Source organism: Kribbella albertanoniae (assembly GCF_004348455.1).
GTDB classification, from domain to species: Bacteria; Actinomycetota; Actinomycetes; order Propionibacteriales; family Kribbellaceae; genus Kribbella; species Kribbella albertanoniae.
This window is the reverse complement of sequence record NZ_SMKA01000211.1, coordinates 1-16,965: the sequence shown is the minus strand read 5'-3', so window position 1 is coordinate 16,965 and position 16,965 is coordinate 1. Positions and strand designations below refer to the sequence as shown.

The 16,965-nt window shown below is 67.4% G+C and carries 16 protein-coding genes; 1 reads left to right on the top strand and 15 read right to left on the bottom strand.

The genetic code is table 11. The features are described from left to right. Positions 1-28: 28 nt before the first annotated feature. The 15 genes from E1261_RS32810 to E1261_RS32740 form a co-directional block, all read right to left on the bottom strand. Positions 29-1,960 (bottom strand): TIGR03960 family B12-binding radical SAM protein, encoded by a 1,932-nt coding sequence (locus E1261_RS32810; protein WP_132413495.1) that lies wholly within the window; start codon positions 1,958-1,960, stop codon positions 29-31. 36 nt (positions 1,961-1,996) lie between these two features. Next, entirely contained in the window at positions 1,997-2,449 is a 453-nt protein-coding gene (locus tag E1261_RS32805; protein ID WP_132413493.1) for a hypothetical protein, read from the bottom strand. Then, a complete protein-coding gene (locus E1261_RS32800; protein WP_132413491.1) occupies positions 2,446-3,036 on the bottom strand; it encodes a hypothetical protein in 591 nt (196 codons plus the stop codon). The genes E1261_RS32805 and E1261_RS32800 overlap by 4 nt, the downstream gene beginning before the upstream one ends. Positions 3,037-3,046: 10 nt before the next feature. After that, a complete protein-coding gene (locus E1261_RS32795) occupies positions 3,047-3,790 on the bottom strand; it encodes an alpha/beta fold hydrolase (protein WP_132413489.1) in 744 nt (247 codons plus the stop codon). Between the two features lie 302 nt (positions 3,791-4,092). Beyond that, a complete protein-coding gene (locus E1261_RS32790; RefSeq protein ID WP_202875228.1) occupies positions 4,093-4,533 on the bottom strand; it encodes a carboxymuconolactone decarboxylase family protein in 441 nt (146 codons plus the stop codon). A gap of 54 nt (positions 4,534-4,587) precedes the next feature. Beyond that, positions 4,588-5,346, bottom strand: a complete 759-nt coding sequence (locus E1261_RS32785) for a hypothetical protein (protein WP_132413487.1) — start codon at positions 5,344-5,346, stop codon at positions 4,588-4,590. A gap of 79 nt (positions 5,347-5,425) precedes the next feature. Next, positions 5,426-6,592, bottom strand: coding sequence for a rod shape-determining protein RodA (rodA, locus tag E1261_RS32780; RefSeq protein ID WP_132413485.1), 1,167 nt, complete (start codon positions 6,590-6,592; stop codon positions 5,426-5,428). Continuing rightward, the gene (gene mrdA / locus E1261_RS32775) at positions 6,592-8,646 is read right to left on the bottom strand and encodes a penicillin-binding protein 2 (protein ID WP_132413483.1); all 2,055 of its coding nucleotides are present in this window, start codon (positions 8,644-8,646) and stop codon (positions 6,592-6,594) included. Before mrdA ends, rodA begins: the two co-directional genes overlap by 1 nt. Beyond that, the gene (gene mreD / locus E1261_RS32770) at positions 8,636-9,175 is read right to left on the bottom strand and encodes a rod shape-determining protein MreD (RefSeq protein WP_132413481.1); all 540 of its coding nucleotides are present in this window, start codon (positions 9,173-9,175) and stop codon (positions 8,636-8,638) included. The genes mrdA and mreD overlap by 11 nt, the downstream gene beginning before the upstream one ends. Before the next feature lie 17 nt (positions 9,176-9,192). Continuing rightward, positions 9,193-10,125 carry a rod shape-determining protein MreC gene (mreC, locus tag E1261_RS32765; protein WP_132413479.1) on the bottom strand — a complete coding sequence of 311 codons (933 nt, stop codon included), beginning with the start codon at positions 10,123-10,125 and terminating at the stop codon, positions 9,193-9,195. Between the two features lie 2 nt (positions 10,126-10,127). Further along, positions 10,128-11,156 carry a rod shape-determining protein gene (gene mreB, locus E1261_RS32760; protein WP_132413477.1) on the bottom strand — a complete coding sequence of 343 codons (1,029 nt, stop codon included), beginning with the start codon at positions 11,154-11,156 and terminating at the stop codon, positions 10,128-10,130. A 415-nt stretch (positions 11,157-11,571) separates the two neighbouring features. Continuing rightward, on the bottom strand, positions 11,572-11,973 hold the full coding sequence (locus tag E1261_RS32755; RefSeq protein WP_132413475.1) for an NUDIX hydrolase: 402 nt from the start codon (positions 11,971-11,973) through the stop codon (positions 11,572-11,574). A 10-nt stretch (positions 11,974-11,983) separates the two neighbouring features. Beyond that, the gene (ndk, locus tag E1261_RS32750) at positions 11,984-12,394 is read right to left on the bottom strand and encodes a nucleoside-diphosphate kinase (protein ID WP_132413473.1); all 411 of its coding nucleotides are present in this window, start codon (positions 12,392-12,394) and stop codon (positions 11,984-11,986) included. A gap of 3 nt (positions 12,395-12,397) precedes the next feature. Continuing rightward, a complete protein-coding gene (locus E1261_RS32745; RefSeq protein ID WP_132413471.1) occupies positions 12,398-12,757 on the bottom strand; it encodes a DUF4233 domain-containing protein in 360 nt (119 codons plus the stop codon). After that, complete coding sequence (locus tag E1261_RS32740) at positions 12,754-14,148, bottom strand: bifunctional folylpolyglutamate synthase/dihydrofolate synthase (RefSeq protein WP_132413469.1); 1,395 nt, start codon at positions 14,146-14,148, stop codon at positions 12,754-12,756. Before E1261_RS32740 ends, E1261_RS32745 begins: the two co-directional genes overlap by 4 nt. Before the next feature lie 72 nt (positions 14,149-14,220). Between E1261_RS32740 and valS the strand changes: the two genes are divergently transcribed. Next, positions 14,221-16,758: a valine--tRNA ligase gene (gene valS, locus E1261_RS32735; RefSeq protein WP_132413467.1), complete on the top strand. Its 2,538-nt coding sequence runs from the start codon at positions 14,221-14,223 to the stop codon at positions 16,756-16,758. Positions 16,759-16,965 lie beyond the last annotated feature (207 nt).

The following is a 16,965-nucleotide window of genomic DNA, read 5'->3' as shown; positions in this document are numbered from 1 at the left end:
GGACGGTATCCGCCCTGACCGGTCTCGGTTAGACGACCGAGAGGGGGAGGAGTTTTTTGCCGGTGGGGCCTATTTGGATCTCGGTGTTCATCTGGGGGCAGACGCCGCAGTCGAAGCAGGGGGTCCAGCGGCAGTCTTCGACCTCGATGGCGCCGTCTTCGTCGAGGGCGTCCTGCCAGTCCTCCCAGAGCCAGTCGCGGTCCAGGCCCGAATCCAGGTGATCCCAGGGCAGGACTTCGGCGTACTCGCGCTCGCGGGTCGTGTACCAGGCCAGGTCGACCGGCTCGTCGGCGAGCGCCTTCTCGGTGCTGCTGATCCAGCGCTCGTACGAGAAGTGCTCGCTCCAGCCGTCGAACCGGCCGCCGTCGCGCCAGACCTCTTCGATGATCCGGCCGACGCGGCGGTCACCGCGCGACAGCAGGCCTTCGATGATGCCGGGCTTGCCGTCGTGGTAGCGGAAACCGATCGCCTTCGCGTACTTCTTGTCGGAGCGGATCGCCGCGTTCAGCTTCGCCAGCCGGGCGTCGGTCTCCTCGACGCCGAGCTGCGAGGCCCACTGGAACGGCGTGTGCGGCTTCGGCACGAAACCACCGATCGACACTGTGCACCGTACGTCGTTACGCCCGGACACCTCGCGCCCGGTCGCGATCACCCGCTTGGCCAGGTCGGCGATCGCGAGCACGTCCTCGTCGGTCTCGGTCGGCAGGCCGCACATGAAGTACAGCTTCACCTGCCGCCAGCCGTGGCTGTACGCCGCCGCGACCGTGCGGATCAGGTCCTCCTCGGAGACCATCTTGTTGATCACCTTGCGCAGCCGGTCCGAGCCGCCTTCGGGGGCGAAGGTCAGACCGCTGCGCCGGCCGTTGCGGGAGAACTCGTTGGCCAGCGTGATGTTGAAGGCGTCGACCCTTGTCGAGGGCAACGACAGCGACACGTTGCTGCCTTCGTACCGGTCGCCAAGGCCCTTGGCCACGTCGGCGATCTCGCTGTGGTCGGCCGAGGAGAGGCTGAGCAGCCCGACCTCCTCGAAACCGGTCTTCTTCAGACCGTTCTCGACCATGTCACCGATCGTGGTGATACTGCGCTCCCGCACCGGCCGCGTGATCATCCCGGCCTGGCAGAACCGGCAGCCGCGCGTGCAGCCGCGGAAGATCTCCACCGAGAACCGCTCGTGCACGGTCTCGGCGAGCGGCACCAGCGGCTTCTTCGGATACGGCCAGGCATCCAGGTCCATCACCGTGTGCTTCGCCGTCCGGAACGGTACGCCGGTCCGGTTCGGTACGACGCGCTGGATCCGCCCGTCGGGCAGGTAGTCGACGCTGAAGAACTTCGGGATGTAGACGCCGCCGGACTTCGCCAGCCGCAGCAGCACCTCGTCACGCCCACCCGGGCTGCCCTCGTCCTTCCACTCCCGGATCACCTCGGAGATGGCCAGCACGATCTCCTCGCCGTCACCGAGCACCGCCGCGTCGATGAAGTCCGCGATCGGCTCCGGGTTGAACGCCGCGTGCCCACCGGCGAGCACGATCGGGTCCTCGTCGGTCCGGTCCACGGCGTACAGCGGGATGCCGGCCAGGTCGAGCGCGGTCAGCATGTTCGTGTACCCGAGCTCGGTCGAGAACGACAGCCCGAAGACGTCGAACGCCCGCACCGGCCGGTGGCTGTCCAGCGTGAACTGCGGGATCTGGTGCTCCCGCATCACCGCCTCCATGTCCGGCCAGACCGAATACGTCCGCTCGGCCAGCAGGTGCTCCCGCTCGTTGAGCACTTCGTACAGGATCTGAACGCCCTGGTTGGGCAGTCCGACCTCGTACGCGTCCGGGTACATCAGCGCCCAGCGCACACTCGCGGTATCCCAGTCCTTACTGACCGAGTTGAGCTCACCTCCGACGTACTGGATCGGCTTCTGCACACTCGGCAGCAGCGCCTCCAGGCGCGGGAACAGCGATTCGACAGTCATCAGGCACTTCCGGTCGAGGACAAAGCACCTACCAGATTAGCCCCGCGACCGCTCTACCCCGGAATCGACGGCCGTCCGCATCCACACCCGGTACTCGGCCAGGCACTCCCCGAGCGCAGCCTCCAACTGTGCGTCGGTCGTGATCCCGCTCCGGTGCAACCCTCGTTCCTTGGCCATCCGGTCGGTCAGCCCGGTCGGCGCATGCTCGTCGTACAGCCTGCTCATGAACGCCTCGGACCGTCTCAGCAGATCCTCCTGGGAGCCCTGGAGCGCCTTGCGCTCACCCCGCGCGGCCAGTCTGATGTCGACCACCTTCTTCACCCCGAGCCCGAGGCACGCGGCGCCCAACGCCACATAGCTCGGCGGCAGGAACCCGATCACATCCAGCCCGGCATCAAGTCCGAAGCCGAGCGGGCCGATCAGCAGGATCACCGCAAGATCAGCAGGCGCGGAGACCCGGTCCAGCAACTTCCCCAGGTCGTCGATCACCGCAGTGCCTGCCGGGCCTGTACGGCGGCCGCCAGGTACGCCAACTGCCCTTTGCCGGGAGGGCGCATCTCCCTCTCGAGTTGCCTGACCGCGAAATAGATCAGCTGTCCGTCATGGGCCGTCAACAGGCTGGACAGGATGCGGAACCTGGTCTCCTCGTCAGCAGTCACCAGCGCGGACAGTTGATACTCGATGAACTGCTGCTCGTCGGGCCCCAACCGATCGGTCGCCTCCAGGAACTCGTCAACGGCCCGGACGAAGAAGTGGTTTCGCCGACGCCACCGCCGCGTTGGCTGCTTCGGCACCACAGAGTCCCGCGCTGATATCACCCCGGCGAGACGGATGACGCGGTCGTGCAGGGCAGATCCGGCGACCAGCAGGACGAAGAGCACGATCACTGCGCCGGCCGCGACGAAGAACGCAGCCACCGCGCCCGGGCTGCCGGGGAGATCGCCGCCAGGGCTGGGGGGTGAGCTGCTGGAGCCGTCGGCCGAGCGGCCGTCGGCGATGAGGAAGGCCAGTAGACCGGTCGCCAGTGCGAGGCCAGGCAGGCTGCCGCGGCGGCCTGGGGCGGGGTGATCGTTCACCTGTCCAACGCTAGCTGAGATGAGTCAGCAGGAGCGGGTTGACGATGTCGGGGTGGGAGTAGGTGACCAGGTGGGCGGCGTTCTCGATGATTTCGAGGTGGGCGCCGGGGATCTGACCAGCCAGCGGTACGACGGTTTCCGGCGGGACGGAGGTGTCGGAGTCGGTGGTGACGAGGAGGACCGGGGCGCTGATCTCGCCGAGCCGTGGGACCAGGTTGGTGTGGGCGAGCGCTTCGCAGCAGGCGGCGTATCCCTCGTCTGACGTACTGAGGAGCATCTCCCGGACCGGGTCGGTGTCGGTGAACTCCGGGAGGAACCAGCGGCGGAGCGTCGCCTCAGTGATCGCCTGGGTGCCCTCGGCCCGCACCTGGGCGGCGCGGTCCAGCCAGGGCTGCGGGTTCGCTGCCAGGTTGGACGGCGGGCAGAACAGGGCGAATCGGTGGAAGCGTTCAGGCGCGTTCTGCGCCAGCCAGAGGCCGATGGCGCCGCCGAGCGAGATGCCGACGTACGACGCCTGCTCGATCGCCAACGTGTCCAGCAGCTCGACCACGTCGCCGCCGAGCTCGTCGATCGTGTACGGACCGTTGGGCGCCTCGGAACCGCCGTGTCCCCGGTGGTCGAACGCGATCACCCGGAACCGCGCGGACAAGGACTCGAGTTGCGGCGCCCACATCGTGTGCGCCGCACCGAGTGACGAGCCCATCAGCACCACAGGTGCTTCCGCGGGACCTGTCTCTACATAGTTGAGTCGCATGCGACCCAGTATTCACCGGCAGATTGTCATTGCAGTTTCTTTATTGCACCTTCCGGACCCGAACATCCATGTCGGCCAGGAATCGCAGCAGTGCCCCCAGCATGTTCTTGCTGGTCGCCCGCGTACGTCGCCTCACAGCTCTTTCCCCTCACTCGATCACGCAACAAACCGCCTGCAGACAGCGGGGCGGCATGTCGATCGAGGCGGCGGCGCCAGCCTATCCCGCTTCGGGTTCGTCCTGGGCCGCCGGATCACGCGACGGACAAAACTGCAGCTTGTTGCAACGACTGCTCGATCGAGGGCTACGCGGTCGGGGGCTGGGCCTTGGTGCTGATCGCGAGGCGGTTCCAGAGGTTGATGGTGCCGATGGCGAGGACCACGTTCACCGTGCCCTCTTCACCGAAGTGCTTGACCGCGTCGTCCCAGACGTCGTCGGGGACACCGTGCTCACCGAGCTTGGTGACCGCGTCGGTCAGGGCGAGCGCGGCCCGCTCGGTCTCGTCGTAGAACGAGACCTCTTGCCAGGCCGCCAGCCCGAACAGCCGCTGGGTGGTTTCGCCTTGTTTGACTGCTTCCTTGGTGTGCATGTCGATGCAGAAACCACACCCGTTGATCAACGACGCGCGCACCTTGATCAGGTGCAGCAGCGTGTGGTCCAGAACGCTCTGTACGTAGGCCTCGACGCCGTACACGGCCTTCACACCGGCCGGCGCCGCTTTCATCATGTCGCTGCGTTGTTCCATACCTGTTTGACAGATAGACCCGGTACGGCGTGACGACGGGGCCGGTGACCTCGGTCACGTGGCCGGTTTGAGCACCGCCTGGGCCCTGGTCGCGGCCGCCTCGGCAGCAGCCTCCAGCACGGCTTCATCTCCGGCCAGCACGCTGACCGACAGCATCACGTCGTTCACGCCGGTGATGAGGCCGGTGAACTCGAGACCCCGCTTGGGACCGCTGACTCCCATCAGCCGGAACGCGAACGGCTCGGTGCCGTACTTCGGGGCGGTGAGCTCGTCGACCTGCATGGTCGTACTGCTATCGCCCTCGGCGCGCATGCTGACCCGCGTGCAGGACGAGACCGCGTCGGCGTACTTCTCTCGCAGGCTCGCGACCTTCGCCACTGAGCCCAGGGCGTCGAAGCCGAAGTCGATGTAAGGCCCTTCCTGACCGCCCGAGAACGAGCGGCTGACGGTTGCCTTCGCGCCCGGCGCCTCGGTGGCGTTCAGGTACTTGACCAAGGGCTTGCACCGGCTGCTCGAGGTCCAGAACGGCTTCGAACCGTCATCTGGTTCCTCGGCCTCGCGGGTGAAACCTTCCGGCAGGTCGGACAGTTCGAGCAGCGCCTTGGTCAGGTCCGCCTCGGAACGCATGACCAGGCCGGTCGCCGGATCGGTCGTCGCGCTGACCGGCTCGGGCGGAGTGGAAGTCGGCGTCGAAGGGACCGACGGTGCCGGGGTCGGCGGGGCGGAGCTCTTGTCATCGCCCCCACCACACGCGGTCAGCGTGAAGGTGAGGGCAGCGGCGAGTGCAAGGGAGGACGACACGAACCTGGTCATGGAATTCCTCGGTGGCGGAGTCACCGCTATCTGGACAATGTGTCCAGAGGGCGGCCGAGCAAGGCAGCAGCGTACCGGATCAGAAACTGTGCGAACGCAGGTGGATGTTCTGCAGCAGCCCGACCGCGAGCAGACCGGCGAACATCGACGAACCACCGTAGGAGACGAACGGCAGCGGCAGCCCGGTGACCGGCATGATTCCGAGCGTCATGCCGATGTTCTCGAAGGCCTGGAAGGCGAACCAGCACACCACTCCGGTGGCCACCAGCCGGCCGAAGGCGTCGCGGGCGTTGATCGCGATCCGCAACCCGCGGAACAGGATCAGCGCGAACAGCACGATGATCGCGCCGGCACCGATCAGGCCGAGCTCCTCACCGGCCACGGTGAAGACGAAGTCGGTGTGCTGCTCGGGGACGAACGCGTTCTGCGTCTGGCCACCGTGGAACAGGCCTTGGCCGAACACCCCGCCGTTGCCGATCGCGATCCGGGCCTGGTTCACGTTGTAGCCGGTGCCTTGCAGGTCGCCCTCGGGATTCGCGAACGAGGTGAAGCGATCGAGCTGATAGGTCTTCAGGATCTGCAGCTTGATCGCCAGCGCCGCGAGCACCACGCCGGCCGTGACCAGGCCGAGCATCCAGCGCTTCGGGACGCCGGAGACCGCGATGATCCCGAACACGATCGAGCCGAGCACCATCACCGTGCCCAGGTCGGGCTGCAGCATCACCAGCAGCACCGGGATCGCGGCGACCGCGATGGCCTGCACGATGTCGACGGTCCGGGCTGTCGCGTTCCGGTCCGTCTCACCCTTCTCCGCGATCAGCAGCGACATCCCAACGATCACCGCGAGCTTGGCGAACTCGCTGGGCTGGATCGACATCCAGGGCAGCTGGATCCAGGACCGGGATCCATTGATGACCGCGCCGATCCCCGGCACCAGGACCAGGATCAGTCCGACGATCGCGGCGGCGTACAGGACCGGGGCGAGCAGCCGGAGCCGACGCGGATCAGTGACCGCGGCGCCGATCGCGAGGATCAGGCCGATGGCAAAGTTCATCGCTTGCCGGAGCAGGAAGAAGTGCGGGTTGCCTTCGGTCAGCGACTCGCGGTTGTGGGTCGCGGACCAGATCAGCAGCGCGCCGATCGACGACAGCGCGACCACGCCCAGCACGAGGATCCAGTCCAGCTGCCAGACGGTCGATCGCCGGTCGGCGCGCGGCCTGGTCCGGATCGGGGCCAGCGTCGCCATCACTGCGGCTGCTTCGGCTTGGTGGCCGGCGGCGCCGGTTTGATGTCGTACAGCGTCTCGTAGATCTTCCGGACCGCTTCACCACCGGCCCCCGAACCGGTACCGGCCTGGCTCAGCATCATCACCACGGCATAGCGATCCGTGTACGACGCCATCCACGAGGTGGTCTGTTTGCCGTAGACCTCGGCGGTCCCGGTCTTCGCCCGGATCGGGATCGTGTCGAGCGGGAAGCCGGCGAACTTCCAGGCCGCTGTACCGCTGCGGGCAGTCTCTTTGAGGCCCTTGTCGATATAGCGCAAGTTGTTCGCCGAGACCGGGAGCTTGGCCTTCACGGACGGCTTGATGATGTGGTTCTTGCCGTTGGCACCCTTCCACGACTGGACGACGCGCGGCTCGTACAGGGTGCCGCCGTTCGCCAGGGCGGAATAGACGACCGCCAGCTGCAGCGGCGTGATCGTGGTGTCGCCCTGACCGATCGAGAAGTTCACCGCGTCACCCGCGCGGTACCGGTAGCCGTCGACGCAGAACTCGCGGGAGAACTGCCTCAGGAACGCCGATGTCCCGGCCGGCGGGTTGTCGGCGAGCTTGCAGTAGTAGTCCTTCTGCGAGTCGTAGTACTCCTTCTTCCACTTGCGGTCCGCGATCCGGCCGCTCACCTCACCGGGCAGATCGATCCCGGTCGGGGTGCCGAGGCCGAACCTCTTGGCCATCTCGACCAGCGGGTCGCGCGCGTTGATGTCGCCGGAGTTGCCGCCCTCCTTGAGCCACAGGGCGTAGGCGATCCGGTAGAAGAAGGTGTCGCAGGAGATCGACAGCGCGCGATCGAAGCCGATCATCCCGTAGGAGGCGGACTCGTAGTTCTTGAAGCGGCGGTCACCGACCTCGAGGAACGACGAGCAGTCCAGCCGGGTCTTGGTGCTGTACCCAGCCCCCAGCGCGGCCGCAGTGGTGATCGGCTTGAACGTCGAACCGGGCGCGAGCTGGCCCTGCAGCGCCCGCGAGACCAGCGGCGTACCGGACTTGGGCGAGTACAGCGCGTCGAGCTCACGCTGACTGATCCCGCCGACCCAGACACCCGGGTCGTAGTTGGGGTAGCTGGCCATCGCGACGATCCGGCCGGTCTTGGTGTCCATCACGACCGCGGCACCGGAATCGGCGACGTAGTTGCGTTTGGTGATCTTGTCGTACTGCTTGCGCGCAGTCAGCAGCGCGCCCCGCAACTGCGCCTCGACCGAGGCCTGGATCCGCGCGTCGATCGAGCTGACGATGGTCGCGCCCGGGGTCGGCGCGGTCTGCTTCTCGACACCGGTCGTGTACCCGACCGCGTCGACGATCACGTCCTTCACACCGGGAGCACCGCGCAGCATCGCGTCGTACGTGCGCTCGACGCCTGCGCGGCCGACCAGATCCGAGCGGTGCGGGACCGAGTCCTGGCCGGACTTGTCGATCTTCTCCAGCTCGTCGGTGGTGATCGGCGACAGGTAGCCGAGGATGTGGGCCGCGTTCACTTTGTACGGCGCCGGGTACGCGCGCAGGGTCTGCGAATCGGCCCCGACCCCCGGGAAGTCCTCGCGACGCTCCATCACCTCGATCGCGACCTGCTCGCTGACGTCCTTGGCGACCGGGATCGGCTGGTACGGCGTCCCGTTCCAGCAGCGTGGTGGTTTCGACGCCCCGGGCTCACCGCAGAGCATGGTGCGGTCCTTGAGCTCCTTCGGAGTCTGACCGAGCACCTTGGCCAGCCGGGCGATCACCTGGGTCTGCTGCTGGTCCGGCAGCTTGGCCAGCACCGAGCGGTCGACGGTGATCACCAGCGACACCCGGTTGCCGACCAGCGTCCGGCCCTTCGCATCCACGATGACGCCGCGCGGGGCGGGCACGAGCACCTGGCGGGTGTGGTTCTGCGTGGCGGCCTGGCTGTAGTCGGCGCTGGACATCACCTGCATGTACCAGAGCCGGGCGAACAGCGTGCAGAACAAGGAGAAGACGAGCACGCCGATCACGAACAACCGCAGCCGTGCCTTCAGCGGCGTCTCGAAGAAATCAAAACTCACGAGTCATCACCCGGCGCTCACGGGTCGCGGTGAAGCGCGACATCAGCCACATCACCAGCGGAATGACGACGATCGCACCGACCACGTCGTAACCGGCCGCGATCCCGATCCGGACACCGAACTGCCCCCAGTCGACCGAGGGATCGTGCAGCAACGCACCCGTGGCCGAGTAGATCAGCAGCGACAGCCCAGCACCGAAGACCACGGTCAGGGCGACGCCCAGCGGCCCGACCGGACCGGCTGAGGTTTCCCGCCGGATCAGACCGGCCACGTAGCCCGCGATTGCCAGCGCGAGCGCCCAGCGACCGGCGGTGTGGTCAGCGGGCGGCACGATGTCGAGCAGCAACCCGCCCACGAACCCGGCAATCGCACCCCACTCCGGACCGCGCGACAACGCCAGCGCGATCACCACGATCAGCACCAGATCACACGTGACTCCGGCGACCGCGATATTCGTCAGCACGGACGTCTGGATGGTGACCGCCAGCATCAGCAGCAAGGCGGCCAACCCGACTCTTAGTGCAATCACGTCAGCTCTCCCTTCCTCTAGCGAGCACTGCCTGCTGTTGTTGTCGGTTTCAGTTGTGGTCGGGCGGGGCGAGCCGGCGGACCGGTCACCACACCCACGGTGTCGATCCGGGTGGGATCGACGTACGGCTTGATCGTTGCGGTGGTGCCGAGCCCACCCGCCGTCGCCGACACCGAAGTGACGACGCCGATCGGGACACCAGGCACGTACGGCGCGTTGCCGCTGGAACCCCAGGTGACAATCCGGTCCCCGACCCGGGGCTTGGCCTTCAGGTCGACCAGCTTGTAGTCCAGGGTCCCGGCCAGCTCGCCGCGGCCCGAGACGAATCCCAGTGCCAGTGTCGAGTTCAACCGTCCACCGACCGTGGAGTTACGGTCGCCGATCAGCAGCACGGTCGCGGTCGCCTCGGTGGTCCGCACCACCCGGCCGACCAGACCGCTGCCGTTGATCACGGTCATGTCGGCACGGACGCCATCCGCCGTACCAGCATCGATGGTGACGGTGTGGTTGAAGCTCTGCAGGCTGCCGATCCCAATCACCCGGGCCGGCGTCATGGTGAACTTCGGTGCGAGCCGGAGCAAGCCGTCCAGCTCGCCCGCCCGGCTGCGCGCGTAGTCGGTGGTGTTCAGCTCCTGGCGGAGCTTGTCGTTCTCGCTGTGCAGTTTTTCATTCTCTGCCTTCAACTTATCCGTTTCCGCGAAGCGGTCCCGGAGGTTGTCCACAGGCTTCCGGGCCGAGCTCGCGGTCGACTCCAGCGGGCCGAAGACGGCTGCGGCGCCGGCCCGCAGCGGCTCCACCGGCGAACCGGCCGAGCGGCGGGCGTCGAGCACGATGAGCGTGAAACAGGCCAGGATGATCAGGACCAGAATCGTCCGGCGGCGCCGGACCTCCCGCGGTACCCCGGCCGCCCGGACCAGGCCTCGCGCGGGGGTGCCGAGGTCTTTGAGCATGGTCAGCGCCGGTTGTCGGTGACGAGAATCCGGTTCAGCGTCTCGATGTTGTCGACACACTTGCCGGCCCCGAGGACGACCGCGTCCAGCGGATTGTCCGCGACATGGATCGGGATCCCGGTCTCGTGCCGGAGCCGCTCGTCCATCCCCTTGAGCAGGGCTCCGCCGCCGGTCAGCACGATGCCGCGGTCGACGATGTCACCGGCCAACTCCGGCGGGGTCTTGTCCAGGGTGGCCTTGACCGCGTCGACGATCGCGGTGATCGGCTCCTCGATCGCCTGCCGGATGTTCGCCGAGGAGACCTTCACGGTGCGCGGCAGCCCGGAGATCATGTCCCGGCCGCGGATCTCGCTGTCCGGTCCGTCGGTGGTCGGGAACGCCGACCCGATGGTCATCTTGATCTGCTCCGAGGTCGCCTCGCCGAGCAGCAGCGAGTACTCCTTCTTGCAGTAGTTCACGACCGCCTTGTCGATGGCGTCACCGGCCACCCGGATCGACTGGCTGGTGACGATGCCGCCGAACGAGATGACCGCGACCTCCGTCGTACCGCCGCCGATGTCGACCACCATGTTGCCGGTGGCGTCGCGGACCTCGAGGTTCGAGCCGAGGGCCGCGGCCATCGGCTCCTCGATGATGTAGACCTTGCGAGCGCCGGCCATGTACCCAGCGTCACGGACGGCCCGCTGCTCGACCGCGGTGATGCCGGACGGTACACAGACCACGATCCGCGGTTTGGCGAAGTACCGGCGGCGGTGCACGCGCTGGATGAAGTAGCGCAGCATCTGCTCGGCCGCGTCGAAGTCGGCGATCACACCGTCCTTGAGCGGCCGGATCGCGGTGATGTTGCCGGGGGTCCGGCCGATCATCTTCTTCGCCTCGTGACCGAACGCGACCGCTTCCCGCGGTTCGTCGGTCCGGGTCGCGACCACGGACGGTTCGTTCAGGACGACGCCACGCCCTCGTACATAGACGAGGGTATTGGCCGTTCCGAGGTCGACCGCCATGTCGCGGCCGAGCATGCTGTTCGCCATCTCGGGGGCCCTCCACCTGCTCGGGTCCTGCGATTCTCAGGCTAAGCGCGGACCCAGCGCCACCCGGGGACCGACACGACCCGCCTGCCCAGCACGCATCGTATCGGTCCCCTCACCCAAACAACGAAACCGAGTACGTCCGCAGGCAGATCGTCCAGCCAGAGCAGGCCGATCGACCACAGGCCGCCGACGTCGGCACAGGTCTGGCTGCTGGTGCAGGCACCCGCAAGCAGTCCCTGGAATCACCAGCTGCTCCCCCGAGGAGCGCCCGGCCTCGCCGCAACCCGTGATCGACCGAACCCACCCGGCCGACCAACGTAACCGGTCGAACAGCTCAGCCTTCCCAAGTCCCGGGAGCCGTAAACGGAACCGTCAGCAGCCGGCTTGCCGCTGTCAATCCCTTGACCAGGAGCCACTATTCAACGAGTGCAGCGTCGAGTCGAGACTGAACCAGATCGAAAACACCGTCAGGAACGAGCGCATCCAGCTCCGTGCGCCCACACCACGCGACGGCGTCGACCTCGCCGGCATCAGCAACCCGAGCGGTTCCACTCATCAGGGTGCATTCGACGTAGTGCATCCGCCGACCGGTCAGCGGATGCACGCGTTGTCCCAGCGTGCGCGTGACGCGCACCTCGACGCCGGCCTCTTCGCGCGTCTCACGAACCGCGGCAGCTTCGGCCGTCTCGCCGGCCTCAATCTTTCCCGCCGGGAACTGCCACCGCAGGGTGCCCTCGGCGACGCTGCGCCGTACCAACAGCACCCGTCCGTCGTGGATCACCACAGCTGCGGCGATCTCTTCAGCGCCGGCGGTCATCAGTCGGTCCCTACGGCAGGTCGGGGAACCAGATTTTGATTTCGCGGTCGGCGGATTCCGGGGAGTCGGAGCCGTGGACGAGGTTTTCGCGGTTGGAGAGGGAGAGGTCGCCGCGGATGGTGCCGGGGAGGGCCTTGCGGCCGTCGGTGGCGCCGTTCAGGGCGCGGACCACCTCGATGGCCTCGTCGCCTTCGAGGACCAGGGCGACCAGGGGGCCGCTGGTGACGAAGTCGCGAAGCGGCGGGTAGAAGTCACGCTCGACGTGCTCGGCGTAGTGCTGGTCGGCGGTCTCACCGTCGATCGTGCGGAACTCCATCGCGACGATCGACAGCCCCTTGGCCTCGAACCGGCCGAGAACCTCGCCGACCAGCCCGCGGCGTACCGTGTCGGGCTTCAGCAGGACCAGGGTGCGCTGCGACATCTGTCAACTCTCCGTAGAAGTAGTCGGGGCGGCAGAGCCTACCTGCTGAGCCTTCTTGGCTTCTTCGATGCGGCGGCCGAGGACGATGGCGGCTACCCAGAAGGCCGCGAAGGCCAGGCCCAGTACGAACATGACGGGGACGACGAAGCCCAGGCCGACGGCGCCGACCTGGACGGCGGAGCCGAGGATGTAGCCGGTCCGGTTGCGGAGCAGGCCTGCGGACAGGACGGCCAGTACGGCGAGGCCCAGGCAGACCGGGACTGCGACGGCCGGGCGGATGTCGGCGACCGAGATCATCACCGGGGTGACGAGGGCGAGCACCAGGGCCTCGAAGCCGAGGACGATGGACGCGAGTGACCTCATTCGCCGTCACCGTCCTGGGAGTAGCCGGGCAGCGGGTCGGCCTCTTTGGGCTTGCGGACCAGCAGGGTGCGGGCTTCGCCGGCGGTGATCACCGAGCCGGTGACCAGGACGCCGCCGCTGCCCATGGCGATCGCGCCTTCCTCGGCCAGCCGGATCGCGTCGTCGATCGCGTCGATCAGGTGCGGGCGGACCAGTACCCGCTCCTCGCCGAAGATCTCGGCCGCGAGCTCACCAAGCTCCTCGGCCGGCATCGAGCGCTCGACGAAGCTGTTCCGGGTACAGATGACCGTTTCCATGATCGGCTCGTAGGCCTCGAGCAGGCCGTAGACGTCCTTGTCCTTCATACATCCCAGTACGCCGATCAGCGGCTGGAACGCAAACGCCTCGGACACCGCCGCGACGGTCGCCTGCGCGCCGTGCGGGTTGTGCGCGGCATCGACGAGGATCGTCGGGCTGGTCCGGACAACCTCGAGCCGGCCGGGGCTGGTGACCTCGGCGAACCCGGCCTGGAGCAGCTCCGTGGTGACGCGACCCTCGGCCTCCTCGCTGGCACCGAAGAGCGCTTCGACGGCCGCGACCGCGGTGGCCGCGTTGTGCGCCTGGTACTCACCGTGCAGCGGCAGGTAGATGTCGTCGTACTCGCCGCCGATGCCCTTGAGCGAGATCAGCTGACCGCCTACGGCGACCGAGCGGCTGACGACACCGAACTCGATTCCCTCGCGGATCATCGGTGCGCCGACCTGAGCGGCCCGGGCCATCAACACTTCGAGTACGTCGAGGCTTTGCTGCGACACGACCGCCGTACCGGACTGTTTGATGATGCCGGCCTTGTCCCGGGCGATCGTGACCGGATCCGCACCCAGGATGTGCGCGTGGTCGACCGCGACCGGGGTGATCACGGAGACCGTCCCGTCGGCGACGTTGGTCGAGTCCCATGTCCCGCCGAGGCCGACCTCGATGACCGCGACGTCGACCGGGGCGTCGGCGAAGGCCGCGAACGCCATCCCGGTCATCACCTCGAAGAACGAGAGCGGGTGCTCCTGCTCGCTGTCGACCACGTCCAGGTAGGGCTCCAGCTCGGCGTACGTCTCGACGAAACGCTCCTCGCTGATCGGCTCGCCGTTCAGCGTGATCCGCTCCCGGACCGACTCCAGGTGCGGGCTGGTGAAGCGCCCGGTCCGCAGCCCGGCCTCCTGCAGCAGCTGGTCGATCATCCGGGCGGTGGAGGTTTTGCCGTTGGTCCCGGTCAGGTGCACGACCGGGTACGACTTCTGCGGGTCGCCGAGCAACTCGACGAGCCGCTGCACGCGTTCCAGCGTGGGGTCGATCTTCTGCTCCGGCCAGCGGGCCTGGAGCCGTGCCGATACCTCGGCGTAGGAGAGGTCGCTCATCAGAGCTTCAGTCTAGTGAGGCTGTGGATAAAGCGTTCGGAGCACCCCTTGACAACCACTAGGATTGTGGGCATGAGCCAGACGTCCCGCGTTCCAGACAAGCCCAGCCTCGACGGCCTCGAGGAGAAGTGGGCTGCCGTATGGAAGGAGCAGCAGACCTACGCCTTCGACCGGACCGCGGAGCGCGCCGATGTCTACTCCATCGACACGCCGCCGCCGACGGTCTCGGGGTCGCTGCACGTCGGGCACATCTTCAGCTACACCCACACCGACCTGATCGCGCGCTTCCAGCGGATGCGCGGCAAAAAGGTCTTCTACCCGATCGGCTGGGACGACAACGGCCTGCCGACCGAGCGCCGCGTCCAGAACTACTACGGCGTCAAGTGCGACCCGTCGCTGCCCTACGACCCGGACTTCACCCCGCCGGAGAAGCCGGATCCGAAGAAACAGATCCCGATCTCGCGGCAGAACTTCGTCGACCTGTGCGGTGAGCTCACGCATATCGACGAGCAGGCGTTCGAGGCGATGTGGCGCCAGGTCGGGCTGAGCGTCGACTGGTCGTATCTCTACACGACCATCTCCGAGGACTCCCGGCGGACGTCGCAGCGCGCCTTCCTGCGCAACTTCGCCCGCGGCGAGGCCTACCTGTCGGAGGCGCCGACGCTCTGGGACGTCACTTTCCAGACTGCGGTCGCCCAAGCCGAGCTGGAGCCCCGGCCGTATCCGGGCGCCTACCACCGGATCTCGTTCCACGGTGCCGACGGGCCCGTCTACATCGAGACGACGCGACCGGAACTGCTGCCGGCCTGTGTCGCGCTGATCGCGCACCCGGACGACGAGCGGTACAAGAACCTTTTCGGTACGACGGTTCGCTCGCCGCTGTTCGACGTCGAGATCCCGGTCCTGGCGCACCCGGCCGCCGAGATGGACAAGGGCGCCGGTATCGCGATGTGCTGCACGTTCGGCGATCAGACGGACATCACCTGGTGGCGTGAGCTGCAACTGCCGGTCCGCACGGTCATCGGTCGGGACGGACGCATCCTGCGGGAGACCCCGGAGTGGCTCGCCGGTTCGGAGCTGTACGGCGAGCTAGCGGGCAAGACGACGTTCTCCGCGCGCGAGCTGATCGTGGGCAAGCTGCGCGAGAGCGGCGACCTGGACGGCGAGCCGAAGAAGACCGAGCGGATGGCGAACTTCTTCGAGAAGGGCGACAAGCCGCTCGAGATCGTCTCCACCCGGCAGTGGTACATCACCAACGGCGGGCGCAGCGCGGATCTGAAGGCCGAGTTCCTGGAGCGCGGCGACGAGCTGGGCTGGGTCCCGGAGCACATGAAGCACCGGTACATGAACTGGGTCGACGGGCTGAACGGTGACTGGCTGGTCTCCCGGCAGCGCTTCTTCGGTGTCCCGTTCCCGGTCTGGTATCCGATCGACGCCGACGGTGAGGTCGACTACGACCACCCGCTGATGCCTGCCGAGGCCGAGCTGCCGATCGACCCAACCTCTCAGGCACCGCGCGGGTTCGACGAGTCCCAGCGCGGCAAGCCGGGCGGGTTCGAGGCCGATCCCGATGTGATGGACACCTGGGCGACCTCGTCGCTCACCCCGCACATCGCGTGCGGGTGGGAGCGGGACGACGACCTGTTCCGGCGGACCTTCCCGATGGACCTGAACACGCACGCGCACGAGATCATCCGCACCTGGCTGTTCTCCCGCGTCGTCCGGGCCCACTTCGAGAACGGGACGCTGCCCTGGGCGCGCTCGATGATCTCCGGGTTCGTTGTCGACCCGGACCGCAAGAAGATGTCGAAGTCCAAGGGCAACGCGGTCATCCCGTCGGAGATCCTGGAGAAGTTCGGGACCGACGCGGTTCGCTGGCGCGCGGCGATGGCCCGGCCGGGGATGGACTCGCCGTTCGACGAGTCGCAGATGAAGGTCGGTCGGCGGCTCGCGATCAAGGTCCTGAACGCTTCGAAGTTCGTCCTGTCGTTCGGGGCGACCACGGTGGACACGACCGCTGTCACCGAGCCGGTCGACCTGGCGATGCTGCAGCGGTTGCGGACCGTTGTCGCGGATGCGACGGCGGCCTTCGAGCGGTACGACTACACCGGTGCGCTCGAGGTGAGCGAGCGGTTCTTCTGGACCTTCTGCGACGACTACGTCGAGCTGGTCAAGGAGCGCGCGTACGGCGGTCAGGGTGATGCTGCTGCGGCCTCGGCCAAGGCGGCGCTCGCGGTCGCGTTGTCGGTTCAGCTGCGGCTGCTCGCGCCGTACCTGCCGTTTGCGACCGAAGAGGTCTGGTCGTGGTGGCAGGAGGGTTCGATCCACAAGGCTGCCTGGCCGACCGACATCGATCTGGCGGTTGCCCCGCAGGAGGCTGAGGTTCTGGACGCGGTCTCCGAGGTGCTCGCCGGGATCCGTGGCGCGAAGTCCGCGGCGCAGGTCTCGATGAAGACCGAGGTCAGCAAGGTCGAGGTCAGCGGCCCCGCCGCCCGCCTGGCCCTGGCCGAGCGCGCCGAACCCGACCTGCGCGCGGCCGGCCGGATCACCGGCGAGATCGTCTGGAACGCCGAAGAGACCGACGCGGTCAGCGTCGTCGCCACTCTCTGACGTCGTACCGGTAGTGCCCGTCACCCCGGCCGGGGAGGCGGGCACTACGCGTTTGAATCGAACGACTACGCTGCGGAACCAGGTTGTCCGATGTGCAACCATCGGCCTCGACCCCGCGTCAGCACCAAGGAGCCCTCGCATGAGTAACCCCACCACCCCGAGCGACCCCGGTTCCCAGGAGTCCCCGGAGTCCGGTGCGGCAACCCC